This is a genomic window from Bradyrhizobium sp. Ai1a-2 (genome assembly GCF_000426245.1).
Classification (GTDB): Bacteria; Pseudomonadota; Alphaproteobacteria; order Rhizobiales; family Xanthobacteraceae; genus Bradyrhizobium.
This window is the reverse complement of sequence record NZ_AUEZ01000095.1, coordinates 1-23,083: the sequence shown is the minus strand read 5'-3', so window position 1 is coordinate 23,083 and position 23,083 is coordinate 1. Positions and strand designations below refer to the sequence as shown.

23 protein-coding genes and 1 pseudogene are annotated in these 23,083 nt (G+C 61.1%); 11 read left to right on the top strand and 13 right to left on the bottom strand.

Annotation, left to right across the window (positions count from 1 at the left end):
- Positions 1-326: 326 nt before the first annotated feature.
- The 3 genes from K288_RS0137370 to K288_RS0137360 all read right to left on the bottom strand — a co-directional run bounded on the left by K288_RS0137370 (position 327) and on the right by K288_RS0137360 (position 3,839).
- Positions 327-1,238, bottom strand: coding sequence for a DMT family transporter (locus K288_RS0137370; protein WP_027584094.1), 912 nt, complete (start codon positions 1,236-1,238; stop codon positions 327-329).
- Positions 1,239-1,499: 261 nt separating this feature from the next.
- Entirely contained in the window at positions 1,500-2,558 is a 1,059-nt protein-coding gene (locus K288_RS0137365) for a phosphotransferase family protein (RefSeq protein WP_027584093.1), read from the bottom strand.
- Between the two features lie 48 nt (positions 2,559-2,606).
- Positions 2,607-3,839, bottom strand: a complete 1,233-nt coding sequence (locus K288_RS0137360; RefSeq protein WP_027584092.1) for an acyl-CoA dehydrogenase family protein — start codon at positions 3,837-3,839, stop codon at positions 2,607-2,609.
- A 200-nt stretch (positions 3,840-4,039) separates the two neighbouring features.
- Here K288_RS0137360 and K288_RS0137355 point away from each other — a divergent pair, with 200 nt between their 5' ends.
- The gene (locus K288_RS0137355; protein ID WP_027584091.1) at positions 4,040-4,711 is read left to right on the top strand and encodes a TetR/AcrR family transcriptional regulator; all 672 of its coding nucleotides are present in this window, start codon (positions 4,040-4,042) and stop codon (positions 4,709-4,711) included.
- Between the two features lie 364 nt (positions 4,712-5,075).
- Here the strand turns inward: K288_RS0137355 and K288_RS52940 are convergent, their stop codons facing one another.
- The gene (locus K288_RS52940; protein ID WP_152535857.1) at positions 5,076-5,462 is read right to left on the bottom strand and encodes a hypothetical protein; all 387 of its coding nucleotides are present in this window, start codon (positions 5,460-5,462) and stop codon (positions 5,076-5,078) included.
- A 241-nt stretch (positions 5,463-5,703) separates the two neighbouring features.
- Positions 5,704-6,933, bottom strand: coding sequence for a CaiB/BaiF CoA-transferase family protein (locus K288_RS0137345; RefSeq protein WP_027584089.1), 1,230 nt, complete (start codon positions 6,931-6,933; stop codon positions 5,704-5,706).
- A 257-nt stretch (positions 6,934-7,190) separates the two neighbouring features.
- Between K288_RS0137345 and K288_RS0137340 the strand changes: the two genes are divergently transcribed.
- The 3 genes from K288_RS0137340 to K288_RS0137330 all read left to right on the top strand — a co-directional run bounded on the left by K288_RS0137340 (position 7,191) and on the right by K288_RS0137330 (position 9,450).
- The gene (locus tag K288_RS0137340) at positions 7,191-7,448 is read left to right on the top strand and encodes a type II toxin-antitoxin system prevent-host-death family antitoxin (RefSeq protein ID WP_027584088.1); all 258 of its coding nucleotides are present in this window, start codon (positions 7,191-7,193) and stop codon (positions 7,446-7,448) included.
- A complete protein-coding gene (locus tag K288_RS0137335; RefSeq protein ID WP_027584087.1) occupies positions 7,445-7,831 on the top strand; it encodes a type II toxin-antitoxin system VapC family toxin in 387 nt (128 codons plus the stop codon). Before K288_RS0137340 ends, K288_RS0137335 begins: the two co-directional genes overlap by 4 nt.
- A gap of 209 nt (positions 7,832-8,040) precedes the next feature.
- The gene (locus K288_RS0137330; protein WP_027584086.1) at positions 8,041-9,450 is read left to right on the top strand and encodes a PAS domain-containing protein; all 1,410 of its coding nucleotides are present in this window, start codon (positions 8,041-8,043) and stop codon (positions 9,448-9,450) included.
- 35 nt (positions 9,451-9,485) lie between these two features.
- On the opposite strand, the gene K288_RS0137325 is transcribed toward K288_RS0137330, so the two are convergent.
- From K288_RS0137325 to K288_RS47775, 4 genes and pseudogenes are all read right to left on the bottom strand, one after another.
- A complete protein-coding gene (locus K288_RS0137325) occupies positions 9,486-10,448 on the bottom strand; it encodes a tripartite tricarboxylate transporter substrate binding protein (protein WP_027584085.1) in 963 nt (320 codons plus the stop codon).
- A gap of 38 nt (positions 10,449-10,486) precedes the next feature.
- Positions 10,487-10,936, bottom strand: a complete 450-nt coding sequence (locus K288_RS0137320; RefSeq protein ID WP_027584084.1) for a MaoC family dehydratase — start codon at positions 10,934-10,936, stop codon at positions 10,487-10,489.
- 12 nt (positions 10,937-10,948) lie between these two features.
- Positions 10,949-11,089 (bottom strand): hypothetical protein, encoded by a 141-nt coding sequence (locus K288_RS55125; RefSeq protein ID WP_244443407.1) that lies wholly within the window; start codon positions 11,087-11,089, stop codon positions 10,949-10,951.
- Positions 11,090-11,111: 22 nt separating this feature from the next.
- Positions 11,112-11,438: pseudogene (locus K288_RS47775) on the bottom strand (MaoC family dehydratase N-terminal domain-containing protein); the annotation flags it as partial.
- Between the two features lie 104 nt (positions 11,439-11,542).
- Here K288_RS47775 and K288_RS0137310 point away from each other — a divergent pair.
- Positions 11,543-12,313 (top strand): IclR family transcriptional regulator C-terminal domain-containing protein, encoded by a 771-nt coding sequence (locus tag K288_RS0137310; protein ID WP_027584083.1) that lies wholly within the window; start codon positions 11,543-11,545, stop codon positions 12,311-12,313.
- 141 nt (positions 12,314-12,454) lie between these two features.
- On the opposite strand, the gene K288_RS0137305 is transcribed toward K288_RS0137310, so the two are convergent.
- The 3 genes from K288_RS0137305 to K288_RS0137295 all read right to left on the bottom strand — a co-directional run bounded on the left by K288_RS0137305 (position 12,455) and on the right by K288_RS0137295 (position 15,083).
- Positions 12,455-13,777, bottom strand: coding sequence for a nucleotide disphospho-sugar-binding domain-containing protein (locus K288_RS0137305; RefSeq protein WP_027584082.1), 1,323 nt, complete (start codon positions 13,775-13,777; stop codon positions 12,455-12,457).
- A gap of 198 nt (positions 13,778-13,975) precedes the next feature.
- A complete protein-coding gene (locus K288_RS47770; protein ID WP_244443404.1) occupies positions 13,976-14,239 on the bottom strand; it encodes a hypothetical protein in 264 nt (87 codons plus the stop codon).
- 433 nt (positions 14,240-14,672) lie between these two features.
- On the bottom strand, positions 14,673-15,083 hold the full coding sequence (locus K288_RS0137295) for an ACT domain-containing protein (protein ID WP_027584081.1): 411 nt from the start codon (positions 15,081-15,083) through the stop codon (positions 14,673-14,675).
- A 333-nt stretch (positions 15,084-15,416) separates the two neighbouring features.
- On the opposite strand from K288_RS0137295, the gene K288_RS0137290 reads away from it, so the two are divergent.
- The 3 genes from K288_RS0137290 (at position 15,417) to K288_RS55115 (ending at position 16,946) form a co-directional block, all read left to right on the top strand.
- Positions 15,417-16,055, top strand: coding sequence for a ClpX C4-type zinc finger protein (locus K288_RS0137290; RefSeq protein ID WP_027584080.1), 639 nt, complete (start codon positions 15,417-15,419; stop codon positions 16,053-16,055).
- A 287-nt stretch (positions 16,056-16,342) separates the two neighbouring features.
- Positions 16,343-16,627, top strand: a complete 285-nt coding sequence (locus K288_RS55120; RefSeq protein ID WP_244443403.1) for an HdeA/HdeB family chaperone — start codon at positions 16,343-16,345, stop codon at positions 16,625-16,627.
- Positions 16,596-16,946 (top strand): HdeA/HdeB family chaperone, encoded by a 351-nt coding sequence (locus K288_RS55115; protein WP_084800020.1) that lies wholly within the window; start codon positions 16,596-16,598, stop codon positions 16,944-16,946. Before K288_RS55120 ends, K288_RS55115 begins: the two co-directional genes overlap by 32 nt.
- 229 nt (positions 16,947-17,175) lie before the next feature.
- Here the strand turns inward: K288_RS55115 and K288_RS0137275 are convergent, their stop codons facing one another.
- The gene (locus tag K288_RS0137275; protein WP_064737393.1) at positions 17,176-18,000 is read right to left on the bottom strand and encodes a fumarylacetoacetate hydrolase family protein; all 825 of its coding nucleotides are present in this window, start codon (positions 17,998-18,000) and stop codon (positions 17,176-17,178) included.
- 175 nt (positions 18,001-18,175) lie between these two features.
- On the opposite strand from K288_RS0137275, the gene cynR reads away from it, so the two are divergent.
- The 3 genes from cynR to K288_RS0137260 all read left to right on the top strand — a co-directional run bounded on the left by cynR (position 18,176) and on the right by K288_RS0137260 (position 22,701).
- A complete protein-coding gene (gene cynR, locus K288_RS0137270; RefSeq protein ID WP_343209355.1) occupies positions 18,176-19,069 on the top strand; it encodes a transcriptional regulator CynR in 894 nt (297 codons plus the stop codon).
- A gap of 411 nt (positions 19,070-19,480) precedes the next feature.
- Positions 19,481-20,992, top strand: coding sequence for an ATPase domain-containing protein (locus tag K288_RS0137265; protein ID WP_027584075.1), 1,512 nt, complete (start codon positions 19,481-19,483; stop codon positions 20,990-20,992).
- Entirely contained in the window at positions 20,989-22,701 is a 1,713-nt protein-coding gene (locus tag K288_RS0137260) for an ATP-binding protein (protein WP_027584074.1), read from the top strand. Before K288_RS0137265 ends, K288_RS0137260 begins: the two co-directional genes overlap by 4 nt.
- The last annotated feature ends 382 nt before the right edge of the window (positions 22,702-23,083 follow it).

The window sequence follows — 23,083 nt, the reverse complement described above, 5'->3', positions numbered from 1 at the left end:
GTGCTCGTCAGTCACACACTTCACGTCCACCGCATCTCACCGCAACGTTCGTGACGATCGCGATCCGCCCCTCATTCGGGTGAGACGCGCGGAGTCATAGTGCTGATTTGCCCGACGACGGAAGCGGAATGTTTTTTGTGTAAGGGCTGGACAGACTTTTGGGTGATTTGCCCGTCGAGTTGTTTTGTCGCACCCAACGCATCCACATCGTTATTGCGACCGCAGCGAAGCAATCCATAGCGCCACAAGCGAAGACGTGGATTGCTTCCGCCTTCGCTCGTTGAGCTACGGCGGACAAGTCGCTGCGCTCGCAATGACGGCAGCGATCACAGCCCGTCGGGCGGCACGCCGGATGCGGTCGCCGCGACGGGACGCTTGCGCTTGTGCTCGCGGTGGAAGGCGTAGAGCCCTGAAAGCACGATGATCGATGCGCCCGCGATCATCATGACGTCGGCCACATCGCCGAAGATGAGATAGCCAAGCAGCATGGCCCATAGCAGCGCGAGATAGCGGAACGGCGCCACGGCGGAGATATCACTAGTGCGCAGCGCCACGATGACGCACTGGTAGCCGATCAGGACAAGAACCGCAGCCATCGCCAGGAGGCCGAGCGCGCCGGCGGATGGCGGGGTCCAGCCGCCGAGCGGAACGAGGATGACGGCGCCGGTGGTCGTCACTGTCACTGTTGTCAGCAGCGTCACGAACAGCGACGGAATCTGCTTCGGTATCTGCCTTGTCGCGAGATCGCGCAGCGCGCAGAAGACCACCGAGATCAAGGCGAACAGCGCGAACTGGTTGAAGCCCTCGGCGCCCGGCCGAACGATGATGAGAACGCCGACAAATCCGCCGATGATCGCAAGCCAGCGCCGCCAACCGACGGGCTCACCGAATGCCAGCGCGGCGCCCAGCGTGACGAGCAGCGGCAGCGCCTGCAGGATCGCGGAGATATTCGCGAGCGGCAGATGCGAGATTGCCGCAAGATACGAGACCGTTCCGCCGACTTCGCCGATCACCCGCAACGCGACCGGCTTGACCAGGAGCGTTCGAAACGACCGCATCGCCCCCTGATGGAAGACCAACGCCGCGATCAGTCCAATGGCAAAAACGCCCCGCACCAGCATCACCTGGCCGAAGTTCATCTCCGACGACACGACCTTGGTGATCGCATCGTTGACCGTGAAGCCCGCCGTGGCCACCGCCATGAACAGGCTTCCGCGTACATTGGGGGAAAGCGCCAAGAGAAAGAGCCAAGCCGGCTAAAACGGATGATGCGATTGGATCGAGTTGGTGCCGCGTCGAAGGTCCCGCACCTCTCCCCAGCGGGAAAAGGTCGAATTGCGCAGCAATTCGGGTGAGGGATCTCGCTCTATGGAGGGACCGCAACCCCTCACCCGGCGCTACGCGCCGACCTCTCCCTATGGGAGAGGCGGAAGTGGGGGCATCGCTCGCCTCTATTCAACGTGACGCGATCCGAAGGGATCGCGCCACGTAATCTTCTCTCACGTCGCGCCTGCCTTTTGCGCGTATTCCCAGGATGCCTGGGACAGCGGCACCGTGCGCTTGGCTGACTCGATCGCCTTCGCGTTCGCCGCGGTGCCGTCGCGGATCCGACCGGCGATACCCTGCGTGATGCCCGCGAGGCGGAACAGGTTGTAGGAGAAATACCAATTGAGATCAGGCACCGCCATCTTGGTGACGTTGCAATAGATCTGCGCGGCCTCTTCCAGGCTCGGAATGTTCACCGCCTTGAGATCGGCGCCGGCAAGCCCCGGCATGGTCCACTGCATCAACAGATAGGTGAAGTCGGCCATGGGATCGCCGAGCGTCGACAATTCCCAATCCAGCACCGCCAGGACGCGCGGCTCGGTCGGATGGAAGATCATGTTGTCGAGGCGGTAGTCGCCGTGGACGATCGAGACCCGCTCCTGCTGCGGCACCGTCTTCGGCAGCCACTCGGCGACCTTCTCGAATTCTTCGATGTGCTGCGTCTCGGACGCGCGGTACTGCTTGGTCCAGCGATTGATCTGGCGCGCGAAATAATTGCCGGGCTTGCCGAAATCGCCGAGCCCGATCGCTTCGGGATTGAAGACGTGGAGTTTCGCCAGCGTCTCGATCTTGCTGGTGAAGATCTTGCGCCGATCCTCCGGACTCTGGCTCGGCAGCGTCGGGTCCCAGAACACCCGGCCCTCTTCAAAGGACATGATGTAGAAGGTGGCGCCGATCACGGAATCGTCGGTGCAGAGCGCGTAGGCCTTCGCGACCGGAAAACCCTGCTTGCCGAGCGCCGCGATGACGCGGAACTCGCGATCGACCGCGTGTGCGGACGGCAACAATTTGCCGAACGGCTTGCGCCGCATCACGTAAGCGCGACCGGGCGTCTCGAGCTTGTAGGTCGGGTTGGACTGGCCGCCCTTGAACTGCAGGACCTTCAGAGGCCCCTGAAACCCTTCGACGTGCTCCTGCATCCAGCGGGCAAGACTTGCCTCGTCGATGCGATGACGTTCCTCGACTTCCCGGGTCCCGGAAAATTCTTCGTCCTTCCTGACGCCGTCCGCCACGATGACGCTCCCTCACTCTTCTTGGGGAGCATCATCGCGACGCTCCCGCTAGTGTGACGTGTTTGCATACTTCCGAAGTTCAAGTCTGGCAATGGCGCGATTATGCACCTCGTCCGGACCGTCGGCCAGCCGCAGCGTGCGGATGCCGGCGTAATCCTTCGCCAGCCCTGCATCGTCGGACACGCCGCCGCCGCCATAGGCCTGGATCGCCTCGTCGATGATCTTCAGTGCCATGTTCGGCGCCGCAACCTTGATCATGGCAATTTCGAGCTGCGCGGTCTTGTTGCCGACCTTGTCCATCATGTCGGCAGCCTTGAGGCAGAGCAGGCGCGTCATCTCGATATTGGTGCGGGCTTCGCCGATGCGCTGCTCCCACACCGAGTGCTCGATGATCTTCTTGCCGAACGCGGTGCGCGACATCAGCCGCTTCACCATCTTCTCGAGCGCCTCCTCGGCCTTGCCGATGGTGCGCATGCAGTGATGGATGCGGCCCGGGCCGAGGCGGCCCTGCGCGATCTCGAAGCCGCGGCCTTCGCCGAGCAACAGGTTCGAGGCCGGCACGCGCACGTTCTCGAGCAGCACCTGGGCATGGCCGTGCGGCGCGTCGTCAAAGCCGAACACCGGCAGCATCTTCTCCACCTTGATGCCGGGGGTGTCGAGCGGCACGAGGATCTGCGACTGCTGCTGATGCCTGGCGGCCGAAGGATCGGTCTTGCCCATCAGGATCGCGATCTTGCAGCGGGGATCGCCGACGCCCGACGACCACCATTTGCGGCCGTTGATCACATAGTGATCGCCGTCGCGCTCGATGCGGGTCTCGATGTTGGTCGCATCCGACGAAGCCACCGCGGGCTCCGTCATCAGGAACGCGGAGCGGATCTCGCCGTTCAGCAGCGGCCGCAGCCACTGCCGCTTCTGCTCCTTGGTGCCGTAGCGGAACAGGACTTCCATGTTGCCGGTGTCGGGCGCCGAGCAGTTGAAGACTTCCGATGCCCAGCTGATGTGGCCCATCTCCTCGGAGAGCAGCGCGTATTCGAGATTGGTCAATCCCGCGCCATGAAATTCGTCGTCATCATGCGAGGACGGCGGCAGGAACATGTTCCAGAGGCCTTCAGCCTTGGCCTTCTTCTTCAGCTCCTCGAGGACCGGGATCACCTTCCAGCGCGGCCCCTCCTCGTCCTGCTTCTTGTAGATCGGCACCGCCGGGCGAACATGCGTGGTCATGAACGACTGCACGCGGTTCAGCCATTCCCTCTGCTTGTCCGACATCGTGAAATCCATGGGACGCTCCTCGTTTCCTAGACTTTGGGCCGCACTGTCTTCCCGCCGCCCGCGCGCCGCAAGGCCTGATCGCAGACGACAACGACTGTGGTGTGCCAGAACGCCGATCGCGCATATCAGCGGATTGACATTTTCCGGGCTTCAAACGATAGTTTCATACAAATGTTTGAAATGCAACTCCCTCGACGGGGGTGATCCGAATGGCCAGCGACCAGACCCGAACCGCCATCCTCGCCGCCGCCGAGCGGCTCTACGCCGACCGCGGCTTCGGCGATGTCACGCTGCGCGACATCGTCGCGGAGGCGAACGTCAACCTCGCGGCGGTGAACTATCACTTCGGCTCGAAAGATGAATTGATCGCGGAGCTGTTCATCACCCGCAGCATCCAGCTCAACCGCGAACGGCTCAGGCTGTTGCAGGCCGCCGAGGAAGCAGGCGATGGGCGGGCCTCGATCGACGCGATACTGCGCGCCCTCGTCGGACCGACCTTGCGTGGCTGTCTTGGTCCAGAGAACCAGCGCTCGACCGCGGCACGCTTCATGATACGGGTCTCGATCGAGTCGGTGCCACCGATCCGCCGCATCCGGAACCGCGAGATCGACCATCTGCGCAAGTTCATCGCGGCGATGCGGCGCTCGCTCCCGGGGCACAGCGATGTCGAACTCTATTGGGGACTGCACTTCGCGCTCGCCATGGCTCAGCAGACCGTGCGCGACAGCGAACGGCTGAAGAAACTGTCGGAAGGCAAATGCGACGTCGATGACGTCGATGGGGTCATCGAGCGCGTGGTCACGGTCGCAGCGATGGCGCTGACGATGGGCGACGCGACGAGCAAGGCGCCGCCGCGCATGCTCGCGCGCGACGCACGCTAGCGGCCTTGAGAGTCACCTCGCCCGCTTGCGGGAGAGGTCGGCGCGTAGCGCCGGGTGAGGGCTCTCTCCGCGCAAAGATAATCTCTTTCTTTTCGCGGAGAGAGCCCTCTCCCCAGCCCTCTCCCGCAAGCGGGAGAGGGAGAACGCGCACCTCCCGTTCGGCAACTTCGCCGCGAAGCGGCCTTGAGAGTCACCTCGCCCGCTTGCGGGAGAGGTTGGCGCGCAGCGCCGGGGGAGGGTTCTCTCCGCGCAAAGATAATCTCTTTCTTTTCGCGGAGAGAGCCCTCACCCCACCCCTCTCCCGCAAGCGGGAGAGGGAGCGCAGCTTCATTGCGGCTGGATTTCAATCTGATCTGAGCACGCGTTAATTCAACACAGAGGCAGTCTCAACAGCAATCGGACCCGTGCCACTGGCCTGAGCCATGCCGTACGCGGCAAATGAAACCGCTGCATTGGCCTGGATCATCACCAAATCCGGTTTCCTGTTGCCCATGAACGTGATCCGAAAATGGTAGAACGGAATCTGCTGCGCTCCGACCGTTTGATAGGCGAGCACAGCCTGAACGTCGGCAACGTTATTCCCTGCGTAATTCGCCGATAAAATCGAAAACCGGCAAGTGCCGTCCGGATTGTTGGTGGGACAAGTATAGTGCCAGTTATAAACCGCAGATCCCGGCGGAAAGGACTGCGCAACAGCTGGACTTGCAAGTAGCGCCGCAAGTAACAGTAAAGCGGAGCGAGCGAGCAGCATCGGTCATTCTCCCCTCACAAATTACAGATACAAAAATCAGCCTATTAAATACCTATCGACAAAATCTGTCTTTCAATTTCGCAGCAGAAAATAATGTTTACCGAGGCCAGCAACGGGCGCTCACCTCTCGCCAACAGCCGTAGCCCGGGTGGAGCGAAGCGTAACCCGGGGAAAGCCTGTGCGATGCTCGACAGATCCCGGGTTGCGCTTCGCTCCACCCGGGCTACGGCCTGCCGCAAGCCTAAACGATCCCCGCCGCCTTCAGGCCCTCGATCTTGGCCTCGTCGTAGCCGAGCTTGCCCGACAGCACTTCCTTGGTGTTCGCGCCGAGCAGCGGCGGCGCGCGGTAGTCGTTGATCGGCGTCGCCGAGAACGTCAGCGCATTGCGGATCAGCGACAGCGAATGTTCGAAGGGGTGGTCGACCTTGACCTCCATGCCGCGCGAACGGACATGCTCGTCGGCAAACACCTGCGCGAAATCGTTGACCGGGCCGGACGGCACGCCGGCCTTCTCCAGCTCTTCCAGCCAGTAGGCGACCGGCTTCTTGAGGAACAGGCCGGCGAAGATCGCCATGATCTCCTTGCCGTGCACGACGCGGTTGTTGTTCTTGACGAAGCGCGGGTCCTTGGCGAGTTCGGGCTCGCCAAGCACGGCGCAGGTGCGCTCGAATTGCGCGTCATTGCCGACCACCAGCATCAGTTCGCCGTCGGTGCAGCGGAACACGCCGGCCGGCATGCCGCCATTGCCCCAGGTGCCGCGGCGCGGCGGCGTCTTGCCGTTGACGAGATAGATCTGCGCGTAGTGCGAGAGCGAGGCGATCACGGTGTCGAGCAGGCAGACGTCGACATGCTGCCCCTCCCCGCCCCTGGCGTCGCGGTTATAGAGCGCGGCAAGGATGCCGGTCGAAGTGTTCATGCCGGTCATGTAGTCGACGATGGAGGGGCCGACCTTCATCGGGCCGGCGCCCGGCTCTCCGTCCATGTGGCCGGTGACGCTCATCAAACCGCCCATCGCCTGGAAGATCGCGTCATAGCCGGCGCGCGGCGCATAGGGGCCGGTCTGGCCGAAGCCGGTCACCGAGCAATAGATGATGCGCGGGTTGATCTTCTTGATCGATTCGTAATCGAGCCCGTAGCGCTTGAGATCGCCGACCTTGTAGTTCTCCATCATCACGTCGACGCCTTTGGCGAGCTCGCGGATGATCTCCTGCCCTTCAGCTTTCGCGATGTTGACCGTGACCGACTTCTTGTTGCGGTTGGCGCAGAGATAGAACGAGTTGTTGTTGTTCTCCTTGCCATCGGGATCGGCCAGATAAGGCGGACCAAAGGCGCGCGCGTCGTCGCCGGTGCCGGGACGCTCGATCTTGATCACCTCGGCGCCGAGATCGGCCAGCATCTGCGCCGACAACGGACCCGCGAGCACACGCGTCAGGTCGAGAATCTTGATGCCCGAGAGTGGCAGAGCCGACATGAAAGCTTCCTCCGCAGAAAATTTATGCTCTTGTGGCGCGGGAACAGAGGTCCGGCCGCGCTGTCGAAACAGCGGATACACTATTTTCAAACGGCGAGTACTGCGCTCTGGGCATGCGGCTATCCATGGCGCCATCAACCGTCGGCCAGCAGCCTAAGGAAGATCGAGTCGCTTTAATTTTTGCGACTTCCATTGACTTGGACTATTCAATGGTCCATTTTTGGCATGACTGAATTTCTCGAAAGGATATGAGTACGGTGCGGATATCGGTGACGGAGGCTAAAGGTCAACTAACCGACCTGGTGCGGCGCGCCGAGGCAGGCGATGAGGTGATTTTAACGCGTCATGGGCATCCCGCCGTACGGCTCGTTCCGATCACTGCCACGCCCGATCGCAAGGCGCGGCGCGCCTTGCTTGAGGCGGCGCGAAAGAGCGGTGCGGCCAAAGCGACCAACGGGCCGACAGCCGCGCGGAGCCAGGACTTCCTTTATGGTGACGACGGCTTGCCGAAATGATCGCGGTCGACACCTCAGCACTGATGGCGATCGTGCTCGGCGAAGCAGAGGCCAGCGCCTGCATCGGCGCGCTTGAAGCGGAGGGCGAGATTCTGATCTCGGCGGGCACCGTCGCCGAGTGCCTGATCGTCGCTGTCCGCCGCAATGTCCGCGAAGAAATGACGAGCCTGATCGACGGCCTCGGCCTTACCGTCGTTTCAGTGACGCCCGCATCGGCGGAGCGGATCGCCTCTGCTTATGGACGGTGGGGAAAAGGCATCAATGCCGCAGCGCTCAACTTTGGCGATTGCTTTGCCTACGAGGTCGCGAACGAGCACGACTGTCCCCTACTCTACATCGGCGACGATTTTACGAAGACTGACGTGAAGCGCGCGCTGGCGTGACGCCGATGTATGCCGGCTCAACCTCCGCAGAAACGTCACGGACCACCGCGCGGTGCGCGTTAAGCGACAACCAGCGTCACATGGCTTTCGTCATATGACTTCCTCTCGCCCACGCTGGGCAGTTGCAGCGGTTGACACGGTACCGGCCGGAAGGTGTAGGCTTGTGACGCTACTGGGGGTGGTGGCGGAAAGAGAAGCAGAGGCGTTCGGTGCCCAACGACGCACGCTCCCAATCGAAGGCGGATCAGCCGGGCCTCCTATTGGCCGGACTGCCGTTCGCCGAGCAGCCCGCACTGCAGTTGATCTACGATACCGCGCCGATCGGGCTCGCATTCCTCTCGCCCGACTGCCGCTATCTGCATATCAACCAGAGATTGACGGAAATATGCGGCATTTCCGTCGAAGGGCATCTTGGGCGAACTGTGCGGGAGTGCGTGCCTCAACTGGCCGACTCGGTCGAGGCGATCGTGCGTTCGATCATGACGACCGGCGAGCCGGTGATCGGCGTCGAGGTGGTCGGCCAGCGCTCCGACCAGGTCGAAGACCGCACGTGGATCACCTACTGGCATCCGCACCGGGGACCGCGCGGCGACATCATCGGCGTCAATGTCGCCGCCGAGGAGATCAGTGAACGCAAGCGCGCCGAAGCCGCGCTTCTGGCCAGCGAACGTCAGTTTCACACGCTGGCCGATGCCATTCCGCAACTGGTCTGGATGGCCGACGCCGACGGCCGGATCTTCTGGATCAACAGTCAATGGTATGAATATACAGGCGCACCCGTAGAAGCCGGCAGCGTCCACGACTGGCAGGCGCTGCTCTCCGCAGAGTCAATGCCGGAGGTGAGGAGCCGCTGGGCCAATTCGCTGCGCGCCGGCGTGCCGCTCGAAATGGAGCTGTCGCTGCTCGGAAAGGACGGACGCCACCGTCCATTCCTGACCCGGGTGATCCCGTTGCGGGATGCGAGCTCGACCGTCTATCGCTGGATCGGCACCCATATCGATATCAGCGAGCAGAAGCGGCGCGAGGAACACATCCGCTTCATCGTCGAGGAGCTTTCACACCGCACCAAGAACCTGCTCGCCGTCGTCATGGCGGTCGCCAACCAGACCGCGCTTTATGCCGGGGACGTCAAGCAGTACCGGACGCGCTTTCTGGAGCGACTGCAGGCGCTGGCGCATTGTCACGATCTCCTGGTGAGGGACAGCTGGCGCGGCTCCTCGCTGCACGATCTGGTGTCGTCGCAGATGCGGCCCTTCGATGAAGCCAGTTCAGGGCGCATCGACGCGGACGGTCCGGCGATCATCCTCAAACCCGACGCAGTGCAGCATCTGGGCCTGGCGTTGCATGAGCTCGCGACCAATGCCTCCAAGCACGGGGCGTTGTCGACGCCCGGCGGCGGAGTGGTGATCCGCTGGCACGCTGAGGACGCGGACGACCGCATTCGATTCTCGTGGTCCGAAAAGGGCGGCCCCGCGGTGACGCCGCCGCAACGGCAAGGTTTCGGCCGCGTCGTGATCGAGCAGATCGTGCCCCGCGCCCTCAACGGCAGCGGCAGCCTCGACTTCCACCCGACGGGCGTAAACTGGACGCTCGAATTCCTGCCGCAGGCCGATCAATGACCGCGGCGGCTCGGACGATCTCGTTGCGGGCCTGATTATTCCGGCTGCAGATTGGCGGCCTCGACCACCCGACCCCATTTCGTGATCTCGGCACCGACGAATTTTGCGAATTCGCCGCCGAACAGCTTGCCCGGCTCGACGCCCTGGCTCGCGAACTTCTCCTTGATGCCGGGATCCGCAAGCACATCCTGGATCGCGGTCACCAGCCTGAGGTAGACGGCGGACTCGCCGGCTTGCGGCATGTAGAGACCGAACCAGGCCGTCGCCTCGAAGCCCTTCAGTCCGGCTTCATCGAGCGTCGGCACGTCCGGCAGCGTCGGCGCGCGCTCCCTGCTCGTCACTGCGAGCACGCGAAGCGTTCCGGCTGCCGCTCCCGGGATCACCGTCGGCAACGTGTCGAACATGATCGGCACATGGCCGCCGATCAGATCGTTCATCGCAGGTGCCGCTCCCTTGTAAGGCACATGCACGATATCGACGCCCGCCATCTGCTTGAACATCTCGCCCGACAGGTGGTTGGCACCGCCGACGCCAGAGGACGCGAATGACAGCTTGCCTGGCTGCGCCTTCGCCATCGCGATCAATTCGCCGACGTTCCTGGCGGCGAAATCCCGACTGACCACCAGGGCGTTCGGCGCGGTCGCGATGACCGCGACGGCCGAGAACGCGGTGCGCGTATCGTAAGGCAAACTCTTCCGCAGGCTCGGATTGATGACGTGATGTGTCGCGGTGAGCAGGAGCACGCTGCCGTCGGGCGATGACGTCGCGTCGGCCTGCGAGCCGATCACGCCCGAGGCGCCGGCGCGGTTGTCGACCAGCACGGTGATCCCGTGCCTTGTCTCGAGCGCCTGCGCGACGTAGCGCGCGAGAATGTCGGTTGTGCCTCCCGCCGGGAACGGCACGACGATCTTGATCGATCTTGGCAGATCCTGCACCGATGCCGCTGGTGCAAGGCCAAGGAAAAGCAGTGAGCAAGCGATCGCAGCCAGCTTTCTCATCGTCGTATCCTCGTGCGCATTCGCGGCAACCGCCCGCATCAGGCCGCCGCGGTTGCGATGGGAAACTCCACCATGGCTTCGCCGATCGCGACCTGCTCGCCGTTCTGGTTCTTCACCATGACATCGATCAGCACCCAGCGGGATTTAGCTGTGACCTGCGTGGACTTGATGACGCCGGTGGGCTGAATCATATCGCCGGGCCGCACCGGCTTGAGCCAGCGGGTCTCAAGGCGACGATGAATAGCGCCTGGCGGCTTCGCCCAGTCGGTCAGCATGCGCGTGAGCAGGCCGAAATTGTTCATGCCGTGCATGATGATGCCACCGAAATTGGTCTTGCCGAAATTGCCCTTCATGTAGTCGTCGTCGAGATGCAGCGGGTTGTAGTCGAGCGAGGCATCGCAGAATAACCGGATCGACTCGCGCGACACCGCGAACTTCGGGCCCTCGATGCCGTCGCCGGCCTTGAGCTGATCGAAACTGACTGTCATCGCTTGCGCTCCTCACATCGGACGAATGGTCTGGCCGCGACCCGAACAGATCACTTCGCCATGCTGATTGAAGAAGACGTTGTCGTGCACGACGAACAGCCGCTCGCGCCGGATGAACTTGTCGAGCGCGCGCCTGCAGCGTGATGGTGTCACCCGGCCGTGCCGGAAGGTTGTAGCTCCACGACTGCCCGGCATTCACGGTGCCCGGGCTGCGCATCCAGTCGTCGGCGGGCGTGCAGGCGAACATCAAGAGGATGTGAATCGAAGGCGGCGCGACCAGTCCGCCATAAGGGCCGGCCTTTGCCGCGGCTTCGTCGAGATAAAGAGGATTGGTCTCGCCGACCGCCTTGCAGAACAAGGCGATCGCCTCCTGCGTCAGCTCGTACGGCAGAGTCTTGCGCGGCTCACCGGGCACGATCTCGTCCCAGACCTTTCGCGATGTCGCGTCCTTCCAGAAATCGGTCTCGAAGTCTGCGCTTTGCGCGCCTGAAGCTTGCGCCATCCGCTCTACTCCCTTATTGTTCGCCTAGCGAACTCTTCGTTCGTTATACGAACCATCCCTAAATCACCCGGCCGAACCTGGCAAGGGCTAACCCGGCATGCGCAATGAGCAAGGACAGTGATGAATTCGTGCGCTCGATCGCACGCGGCTTCTCGATCGTCGAAGCGCTCGGAAAACCTCCGGGCCGACACACACTCAGCGAAGCCGCACAACTCGCCGGCCTCAGCCGGGCGACCGCGCGACGGATACTGGCGACCCTCGTCACGCTGAACTATTGCGCGTCCGACGGCCGCTATTTTTCGCTCAAGCCGCGGGCATTGGGATTGGGCCTGTCATATCTCAACGCGCTGCCCTATTGGGGCTACGCCCAGCGTGCGCTGGAGGATTTGCGCAACGAGATCGGCGAATCCTGCGCGCTGGCCGTGCTCGACGAACGCGAGATCGTCTATGCGCTGCGGCTGCCCGCGCGGCGGATTCTTTCCGCCAACCTCGGCATCGGCAGTCGCCTGCCCGCGCATCTCGTCTCGCTCGGCCGGGTGCTGCTCGCCGCACTTCCGCCCGAGAAGCGCGCCGCCTATCTTGCGAGCGGAGAATTCAAGCCGGTGACGCCGCGTACAGAGACCGATCCGCAGCGGATCGGCGAGATCCTCGCCCGCGTCGAAAAGGAGGGCTACGCCTGGGTCGACGGCGAACTTGACCCGGCTATCTGCGGCATCGCAGTGCCGCTGCGCGATCAGATCGGTGCGGTCGTCGCCGCGATCAGCATCAACATGATCTCGGGCACGATGAGCGAGGCCGCCGCGAAGAAGAAATACCTGATCCCGCTGAAAAAGACCGCGCAGGACATTCGCAGCCAGATGGTTTCCGCGCGATAGCCCCCGGCCCCGGCGCGCTCGCGAGCAATATCGCGAGAGCCTCCCGGTTCAACCAGCCGTATCGGTCTGAAGCCTGACAATGCCGGGGGATCAACGACCGGCGTTGATCCCCGAGCTATATCGAACGGATGCGGCGCGAAGTTACGCCGCCGCGGCCTTGCGACGAGCGGGCGCTTTCTTTCCTGTCACCGCTTCATTGATGATGCGGACGATCAGCGATGGCGTATCGCGTTTGGCGAACTCATCGGCCATCGATGCAGCCCGCGTGCGGTAGCCCGGCTTTTCGAGCACGGTCCGAACCGCCTCGCGCAGGACCTGCGGATCCGGCTGGTTGGTCGCCAGGTTGATACCGACGCCGGACCACGCGATGCGCGCGTTCACATCGGCCTTGTCCTCGGTCAGCCCGGCGCTCACGATTGGAATTCCAAAGCTCATCGCCTGATTGACGCTGCCGTAGCCGCCATTGGTGACGAACACATCCGTCTTTTTCAGGATCCACTCGAACGGCAGGTAGGTGGACACGCGGGCGTTGGACGGAATCGGGCCGGGGATCGCATCGACCGGACGACCGCCAGTGGTCACGACCACGAGCAGATCCGGTTCGTCCGCAAGGGCGGCCAGCGTCGGCGCGACGAGGAGACTGAAATCGCCATTGGCCACCGTCCCCTGCGTGACCAGCACCACCTTGCGCTTGCCGTCGAGATCAGCGGCCCATGGCGGCACCGGCGCCTGGTTTGCAATGATCGGAGGCCTGCCCACGAAATGGACCGTGGGCGGCAGCTTGCGCGGAAACTCGAAGCTCGGCACCGATAGCTGCAGATAGGCGTCGGCCAGCGCAACGACCGATTCGTACAGAGCTGCTGACAACGGCGGACAGCCCATTTCCGCCAAGAACTCATTCGTGCGCCGCGTTAAGGGCGCATTGACCACATTGTCAAACTCTTCGGCGATGACGGCGTACTTGTCGCGGTCCGCCCTGGTGGTCGCAGGCGGCAGTCCGAGGAAGATTGGTGCACCGTCATCACGGGGGCAGTGCAGAATTGAGGTTCCGCACAGCACCACAGCAGGCCGATTCGCACGCGGGCCGAGCAGCATCGGAAGCACGCCAAAGAACATATCGTCGCCGACAACGACATCGGGCTCGAAGTCGCGCAACGCCTGCTCCACCCCAGCAAATTGCGCCGGCAGGGTATCGACGAAGAAGCCGCCGATGGCGACACGCAGCCATTGCAGTCCAGGCTCAAGAGTCTTGAGCTCCGGAATGAGTTCATCGATGTTCCGCACATCGATATCGGCGCCGGCGGGAAGCGTCCGGAAGCCGGCACCGATCGCCTCTACTCGCGACCGCAGCACGCTGCCGGTTAGGAATGTAACCTCGTGTCCCTCGTCGATAAGGCCGCGAGCGACTGCAAGCAGCGGATTGAGATGGCCGGTTGCAGGCGTCGAAGCAATGAGAACTTTCATGTGATCCTCCAGCATGAACATCGGCGCGGAAGACCATCTCGCCTCGAGAAGGCCGGCCGGCTCAGGGAGGATTTTGGGGAAGCATCGCTACGCCACGGCTTCGAACGGCAACAGAATGGTTACAGCTGAAATCGGGTGATGTCGCCGAAGTGGCCCGCGTCGCATTCGCGAGCCGGCGATGTCACCCGCCCTGCGGCGTCAGGCTTTCTTCTTCTTGACCGGCTTGGCCGGGGGCTTCTCTTCCGCCGCTTTCTTCATCGATCGCGCATAGCTGTCGGCTGCATTCTCCGCCGTGACTTGCAGCCGCCTCGCCGCCGCCGCTGCCGAGGCGAGCGTGTTTTTGGCGAGGTGCTTGTGACGGTCCCGGGTCTCCTTGTCCTTGGCCTTGGCGGCCATGCCCATGAGACGGCCATGCTGCTTCCTTGCGGCATCGGTCAGGACCCTGACCTGCTTTTTGGCCATCGACCGAATCAGAACGTCCAAGTCCCCTGCCGCCATTTCTGTTCCCTGCGCTCAAATCTTGCGCAGCTTGATACACTGGCCTTCCTTTCCGATCAATTTACAGTGCCCGCCGGCGCCTGCGCCGACGCACACCGGATTGCCGACCGGCCCGAAGCCTTGTCGGAGCAGGTTCGGACCATATCGGCGCCCTCTACACGGCCGCAGCCGGAGCGCCCGTGACGGAAACTATCGGCCATGGCAATTTCGGTTCTGCTTGAATCAGAACCGAAGCTCCGGATTCTTGTTGTGCCGCGTTTTTCCTCACGCGAACCGGTATCCCCTTGGTTCGAAAACAAGCTGCGGCGTGTACTCATAAAGACGTGTCAGTTCCGACGGCCAAGCGGACTATTGCGATCAGTCGGAGCATTACCGCTTGTGGCCCAAAGCAGTCACATCAATGGGCGGAGGGCTTCCGCATCATCTCTTGCAGACGAGCCAGAGCTTCGTCGGCCCTGTCGTGGGGCACAAACAGGTGATCGTGGTAAAATGCCGAAACCGCATTCACGCTTATTCCGACTTCAGCCAGCCGCGCCGTGATAGCTGCCAGGAAACCGACCGCCTCAAGTGAGGAATGAACGGTCAAAGTGATCTGACGCGATGCAAACTGGTAAGCGAGCCCCAGGCGTTCGGCTTCCTCCCGCCGAACGACAAGTGTCGTTCCCTCGCGCTCGCGGAAGGCAAGGAGCGGCCTGATCATCGCTGGAATTTCCGTTTCTTCCGACATAGTGCAAAACACGAAAATGCCCGGCTGCATTTCAGGCTTCATGCCGGTCAAGAGTACCTGAAGATCGAGTTCGCTCGCCATTGGTCAATTGAGCCTTCGCCATTCGTTTCCGGGTTTAGAGCAAATGGGGCTCAGACAACAGGATGTCCGCAGTCGGCCACGGCCGCGACTTCGCCCTATGGCGGCTTTTGGACCCGGAGCGAACCTCCGATGAAGAGATGCGACCGTCCTGCCGTCGTTTCCGGGTTGACAGAAAGCACGGCCGAGCCCAATTATCGTGCCGGGTTGATACACCCGCTGCCTGCACCCCTTTTGGGATGGTGAACGTATCAAAGTCGCCCTCACCCTCGCTATTGGCGAACGGGTCGGCAAGGCAGGCCCCGATCTCCTCCGCTCGCCGATACGGGTGCTCTGATGCGCGATTTCCGCGATGCTAAGGCAATGGCACGGTCCCTGCGTGACGCCTTGAACGCCAAGGCTGTGCAAACCACTCACAGCGAATCTCTGGAGCTGATCGCGAAAGCGTTCGGTTTCGAGAGCTGGAATATTCTGTCGGCCAAGATCGATGGCCCGCAGCCGCGTGCCGGAGCTCAAAATCCAGATCAGGAAGGCCGTCTCCTCTACTGCTCGTTCTGCGGTAAGAACCAGCATGACGTAAGCAAACTGGTTGCAGGTCCGGCCGTCTATATCTGCGACGAATGTATCGACTTGTGTACCGACATGGTCGACGAGCAACTGCTTCACCTTATCGAAGGGAACGAGGAAAGCGCTCGCGCCCTCTCCACCGACAGGCTGCTCCATTATGTAGGGCACGCAAACAAGGTGGTGGAACGCCATAGTCTGACGATGCAGCGCATTGAAAAAATGCTCGCTCTTCGCGAGACCGGATCGGCGGCGAATAACGAAGTATCGCTGTCGTCCAGCTTTGCCCAACTCAAGAACAAGACATCCGATGAACTGCTGGCCATGAAGACGGCTTCGCAAGGGCAACTGAAACGCTATGAGCGGGCGCTGCGGACCGCGATGCCCATCATCAACGAGCGAACCCAGTAGGCGGCCTCCCGAAACAACTACGCTCATGACCTTTCCGGACCTGTGCGCCTCCGGGTCCGGAAGTGGCCCATCGCGACGGATTTGCAGGTCTCGCCCATTCTTCTTTCGCAGGCAGAGCTGACGTGATTTGCTCGCCGCGAGCATTACGGCTCGTGACCCCAAACGGACTTCTGTTGATCTAGATCAACATGAGCAGCGCCAGGCTCCGTTTTCTTGCGTCCTTGTGGGGGCAGCCCTCTCCAGATCCCGGTAGACCAGCATCAAGGACCACCTCGATGAGATGTAGATTGATCAGTCTGACATTTGCTGTCTCGATAATTCCAATCGCTGCGAATGCGCAGGTAACCATTGATATGGGCAAGATCATATGTAGCCAATATCTTGCTATGCCTCAGTCACAGTCAGATAAATTTTCTGCCTGGATGAGCGGCTGGTTCAGTTATCAGAACAACCGGACCTTTGTGGATCTTGCTTTGCATCAACAAAATATCGCCAACGTAAAGGCATGGTGCCAATACCATCCGGCGGAAAGCGTTATGTATGGCTTGCAACAATCGGTCGGCAAAAATTGACGGCTTGGGACTTTGGAGGATCGCTATGAGATGCACGACTCTTGTCGTTACTGCGATTTTGATAGGCGCGGTCTCAGCGCCAGCCGCAGCTCAGATCAGGCTGGACATGAACAAGATCACTTGCGGAAATTGGCTAGGATACGGTTCAGCAGACCGGGATTTCGTAAGGTATTTCATGAGCGGCTACTATAACGCGGCCGCAAATAACAATGTTTTGGACTACGACCGCCTGCAAAAGAATTCCGAAAAAGTTGCCGCCTATTGCAAAAAGCACAAATCCGACACCCTCCCAACTGCCATTCAAAAAAGCGCCAGCTAGGTTGTGGACCCCGACGGCAGCGTCGCCGCCGGAGCCTTGGCCGGCGACATTGCCACGCCTCGACCGAGAGTTGAGCGGGCTACTGGAACCGCGCAACCGCCTCATCGTTGCGCGCTTAATCGCACTGGATTGCCGACCGGCTTCTTTAGCCAAGGTGGAGACCTGCCCCACCTGAGCTTTAATGCTCACTCATATCTGGAGATCGCTTCAAAGATTATCCCGCACGTACTCAGGCGCGGATATCATGCCGCTGTGCTCCAAGGTTGGCGATGCCACATTCCAGCACATCGCCCGGCAGGAGGAACTGGTTCTTACCGAAGCCGACGCCCGGTGGCGTTCCGGTTGCCAGGAGGTCGCCCGGAAGCAGCGTCATGTGAGCGGAGAAATACGCCAGCATTTCGCTGACCGAAAACAACATGTCGCTGGTGTTGCCCTGCTGCTCGTACCGGCCGTTCACTTTGGTCCACAGATCGAGATTCATACCATCGACGCCCGTGGTCAGGTACGGACCGATAGGAGCATAACCAGGACGCGACTTGGCACGGACCAGATGCTGGCCTCCTTCGTTGTCGACCTGGGTGGCGCGGTCGGAGACATCGTTGATGCAGACAAAGCCAAAGATGTAGTCGGCCGCTTCGGCAGCGGTGATGTCCTGCGCTTCGCGTCCGACCACGATCGCCAGTTCTACTTCCCAATCCAGCTTCGTGCCGGGGTTCGGCCCGCGCGAGATCGGATCGTCAGGTCCGGCCAGCGAGGTCGTCGCCTTCAGGAACACCTCGGGCTCCGTCGGCGGCTTCATTTTGAATTCCTCGATGTGCTTTTTGTAGTTGAAGCCGGTGGCCGCAATCTGTCGCACACCGCCGATCGGCGCGACATAGCGAAACGGTCTCCGGAGGAGCGACAGCCCGGTTGTGTTGACCGCCGTCAGGGCGCCGCTCGCGATGGCATCAGGTGTGATATCCGACACGATTGGACGAAGGTCCAGATGTTCATCGCCGCGAAGAATGACGGGGATGATCCCATTTTCCGTAAGAATGCGTGCGAACTGTTGCATGATCGTTTCTCCTTCAATGCGGCCGTCATCGGTCGCGCCGCACGAGAGCGGCGGCCGGCGCGGGCCTTCCGTTGTTTCCGATGCGACGCGCCTCACCGGTGCGTCTGGAAGGAAGTAGGATTTGGGGCTATAGCCATCTAAGACTGATTTGCGATCCATCCTATAAGCGGAGCTTATGAACATGCTGCTTCGCCATGTCCGCTACTTGAAGGCCGTCGCCGATTTCGGCAGCTTCACCCGCGCCGCACAGGCACTGCATGTGTCGCAACCGGCTCTTTCGCAACAGATCAAGGAATTGGAGGAACGACTGGGCGCGCAGTTGCTCGACCGCAGCGGTCGCCAGATTCGTCCGACCGATCTGGGGAGCGTCTATCTGGAACGCGTGCGACGCGCGCTGAGTGAACTCGATGAAGGCGCCCGCGCCATCCGCGATGTCGAAGACCTTTCGACCGGCTCGCTGCGCCTCGGCATCACGCCTAGCGTGGCCGCCTATTTGATCGGACCGCTGTCGCAGCGCTTTCGGGCAAGCTATCCGAACATAAAGTTCTCAATTCGCGTGTCGGCGCAGGAGGAGGAAATCCATCCGGCGCTGCTGGATGACGAGCTGGACCTCGGGATCGGCTTCGGCGATCTGCCGTCGGAAGATATCGAGATCACTCCACTGCATGTGGAGCGCATGGCACTGATTGTGAACGCCAAACGGTGGCCAGTGCGCAAGACCGTTCTTTCCGCGGCTGAAGTTGCGAATATACCGCTGGCGCTGCTGGACGCGTCTTTCTCGACCCGTCGGATGGTGGACCGCTATTTCCGGAAAGAAGGCTTGCGGCCGCGAATTGCCGCGGAGGCGAACTCGAACCTGACGCTGTTTGAACTCATCCGCCAGACCGACCTCGCGACCATCCTTCCGGAGAACGTCGGCGGCTCAGGGCTGTCCGCCGTGAAAATCAAACCTGCGTTCGAGCCCAGGCGCGCCGCGCTGCTTCGCCGTCGCAACGCTTACTGTTCGGCAGCCGCCAGGGCGTTCATCGTCATGACGCAACAGATCGTGGCGACGTTCGCCAACCGGTAGCTCTTCGCTGGAGCCGCCATCATTGAGGATGGCGGACTGCGCACACCGTCAGCTCATCTGTTGGAGCGTGGCCGACTTTGGCGCGGAGCCGCCGACGTCCGCTCTCGGTACAAAGCGGGACCGACCGTGGGGCAGGCTGTGCGTCGGCTTCTGACCCTCCAAGCGGACATAAGTACGAGGGCACAATGAGCACGTCAGCCCCCTCCTCGCGCTACCGCAGAGGGAGATGACCTCGGGCAAGTCAATGCCCTCCGGTTCCACCGCGAGCTACTTGGGTTGCCGCTTTCTGCGCTTGGAACTGGGACGCTAGCCTGCGAGTTCCTTACCAATGTCCCTTTCGGGCCTGGCCAGGGCTGGACCTTTGTAGGGGCGCACAAACGCCCTTTCGGGAAAAAAGCACCAGGGGGATCAATGGCCGGTACGTCTAGCGCTCAAGACACTAAGCCCAGAGATTTGCCGAGGATCTCGACGGGCAGCGACGGGTTGGATGACATCCTGGGAGGCGGCTTCGATGCCAATCGGATGTATCTTTACGAAGGTAGGCCCGGCACTGGCAAGACCACCATGGCACTCCAATTTCTTCTCAAAGGCGTGCGCGAAGGGGAGAGCGTGCTCTATATTTCCCTGTCCGAAACCAAGCGTGAGCTGGACCTCGTGGCGCAACGGCACGGCTGGTCCCTGGAAGGTGTCGACATCTTTGAACTGGTCCCGCCGGAGACAACGCTTGATCCGGAGCGCGAGCTTACAGTCTTCCATCCGGCTGAAATGGAACTGAGCGAAACGACCAATCTGATCTTCAAGGAGGTAGAACGAATTAATCCTACGCGCGTAGTAGTCGATAGCCTGTCCGAGCTGCGCCTCCTTGCGCAAAACCCGCTCCGATATAGGCGCCAGGTTCTGGCCTTGAAGCATTTCTTCACCAACCGCAATTGCACGGTCGTTCTCCTCGACGACCTTTCTTCGTCTCAGGACGACCTGCAACTGCATTCGATCGCGCACGGCGTGGTGATGCTCGAACAGCTTGCCATCGAATATGGCGCAGAACGGCGACGGCTTCGCGTAATAAAGATGCGCGGCATTCGATTTCGCGGCGGCTTCCACGATTTTACAATTGAAGAAGGAGGCCTACGGATATTCCCCCGCCTAATAGCGGCGGAACATCACAAGCCGTTTATCGGCGAGTTCACTCCGAGCGGTAACGCCGAGCTCGACCAGCTTTTGGGGGGCGGACTCGAGCGCGGCACGAACGCGCTTCTCATAGGTGCGGCCGGAGTGGGTAAATCGTCCGTTGCGCTTACTTATGCGATAGCGACGGCGGAGCGCGGCGAGCACGCCGTATTCTTCGCCTTCGATGAAGGTCGCGGCACGGTTGAGGCTCGCGCCCGTACGCTCGGCTTGCCTCTCGAAAAATTCGTTGGTTCGGGACATATCCGATTCCAACAGATCGATCCGGCCGAGCTGTCGCCTGGTGAGTTCGCCGCCAACGTACGGAGGAGCGTCGAACTCGACAACGCTCGCGTGGTCATCATCGACAGTCTGAACGGCTACTTGAACGCGATGCCAGACGAGCGATTTCTCATCCTGCAGATGCACGAGCTGCTGACTTACTTAGGCCAGCAAGGTGTTCTGACCATCTTGATCCTCGCTCAACATGGGCTGGTTGGCCCAATGGATACGCCCCTTGACATAAGCTATTTGAGCGATGCAGTGCTCATGCTGCGCTACTTCGAGCTGAGCGGAACAGTGCGACGCGCGTTATCGGTCGTTAAGAAGCGCAGTGGCCATCACGAGCATACCATCCGCGAGTTTCGCCTCACTAGCGCCGGCATCACGCTCGGGCCGCCGCTCAAGGAGTTCAGCGGCGTCTTTTCAGGCAATCCGCGTTATACCGGCACGGCAATGCCCGAAGGGGCAGCTGGATGAGCGCTGACCGGGATCACCATGTTCTCATATTCGCTCCGATCGGCCGCGACGGACCGGCCTCCGCCGAGCTTTTCCGTAGTTCAAACCTCGAAGCGATCAACTGCCGAAGCCTCCCTGAACTCGTCAGCGAGATGACTGCCGGCGTAGGCGCTGTTTTTCTCGCCGAGGAAGGTCTATTCGGGAGCGACACGGCGCCGCTGGCACAATGGATCGAGAGCCAGCCGCCGTGGTCCGACCTCCCTTTTGTGATACTGACTAGCCATCGAAAGCAGCCACCCGTCGTTGCCTGGCGCCGCAGTATCGTCGAGCTTCTCCGTAACGTTTCGCTGCTCGAACGGCCAGTTCAGCCGATAACGCTGACTAGCGCGATCCAGTCAGCAATGAGGGCACGGCGGCGTCAATATGAAATTCGGGATCTGCTTGAGGCACGCGAGCAGACGGCTCAGGAACTCGAGAAACTGGTGGTCGAACGCACGCGAGCGCTGGAGGAAGCCAACAACCAGCTACGTCTCGAAATGACCGAGCGCGCTCGAGTCGAGGAGACGCTTCGCCAAGCCCAGAAGATTGAAGCTATTGGCCAACTCACTGGCGGAGTGGCTCATGACTTCAATAATCTGCTGATGGTCATTTGCGGCGGCCTTGACATGCTTGACCGGCAGACAGATTCAAACCGCCGTCGTCGTTTAATGGATGGGATGATCCAAGCTGCGCAGCGCGGTGCCAGCTTGACCAGGCAGCTTCTGGCTTTCTCTCGTCGGCAGACGCTTCGGCCGGAACCTGTTGACGTCGCCTTGCAGATCGGCGGTATGCGCGAACTGCTCGATCGAAGTCTAAGAGGTGACGTTCACGTTGAGTTTGATTTTCCAGACTCGCTCTGGCCGGTGGAGGTCGACCCTGGGGAGCTTGAGTTGGTCATCCTCAACTTGGCCGTCAACGCCCGAGACGCAATGCCAAATGGTGGCACGATCGTTGTTCGCGGCGAGAATCTACCCGGTCTGAGCGACGCGCAGATTACCGGCGACTACGTACGTTTATCTGTAATAGATACCGGGATCGGGATGGGTCCGGAAATCCTGTCCCGGGTTTTCGAGCCGTTCTTCACGACTAAGGACGTCGGAAAGGGCTCGGGACTTGGGCTTGCGCAGGTCCATGGATTTGCCACCCAGTCTCAAGGTACCGTCCGCATCAAGTCGGAGGTCGGCAAAGGGACCAGCATCGAACTATACCTGCCTCGATCATCAAACCTTCCCTCTGAAGCGCGGCATCTCATCGACTTGAACAGGGCTCGGCCGAAGAAGAGCAACCATGGCCAAATTCTTTTAGTTGAAGATGACGACGAGGTTGCCGCATTGGTGAGTGAGATGCTCGGGCAGCTCGGTTACGAAGTCACGCGCGCCGCCAGCGCCGCCGCTGCTCTCGGTGCCTTGGCCGACGGTCGGTCCGTCGATCTCATCTTTTCCGATATCATGATGCCGGGTGGCATGAACGGGGTCGAACTCGCACGCGAGATTAAGAGAAGACGAAACGATATCCCGGTTCTGCTCACGAGCGGATATTTCGAAGCCGCAGTCCGTGAGGCCGAAGTAGCGGGCATTCAGATATTACCGAAACCCTACCACATCGACGAGCTAGCTGCGGCGCTCGACGCGGCAAAGTCAACCCTTCAACCCCATACACGCTCTCGAACCGAGCCCGCCGCAGCTCATTGAGCTGTGGCCATCAGGGGCACACCGGACCTGATAGACACCCTGATCTGCGGCGCAGGATTTATGATGGAGTTGTCTAATCGCTGCTGAAACGTCAAGGAAATAATCTCCTTGAGGGACTGCCGGGTGCATGGTTGTCTTCGCGGTCGACAATAGGCGCCGCATGATGGAGCTTCGCGGGACGAGCCTTCAATGTGGACGACGCACTTTGCTGAGTCAGCGGTGCAACCCCATCAGCGGAATGGCTCGGCTCACGTCCCGGCAAGGAACACCTCAAGCATTCAGTTTCTGGACGCTGTTCGGATTTCTATGCGACGGCTCCGGCCGTTGGATTGAACAGCTCGCCAGTCTTAAGCATCGTATGCATTATAACCGCCAGCTTGCG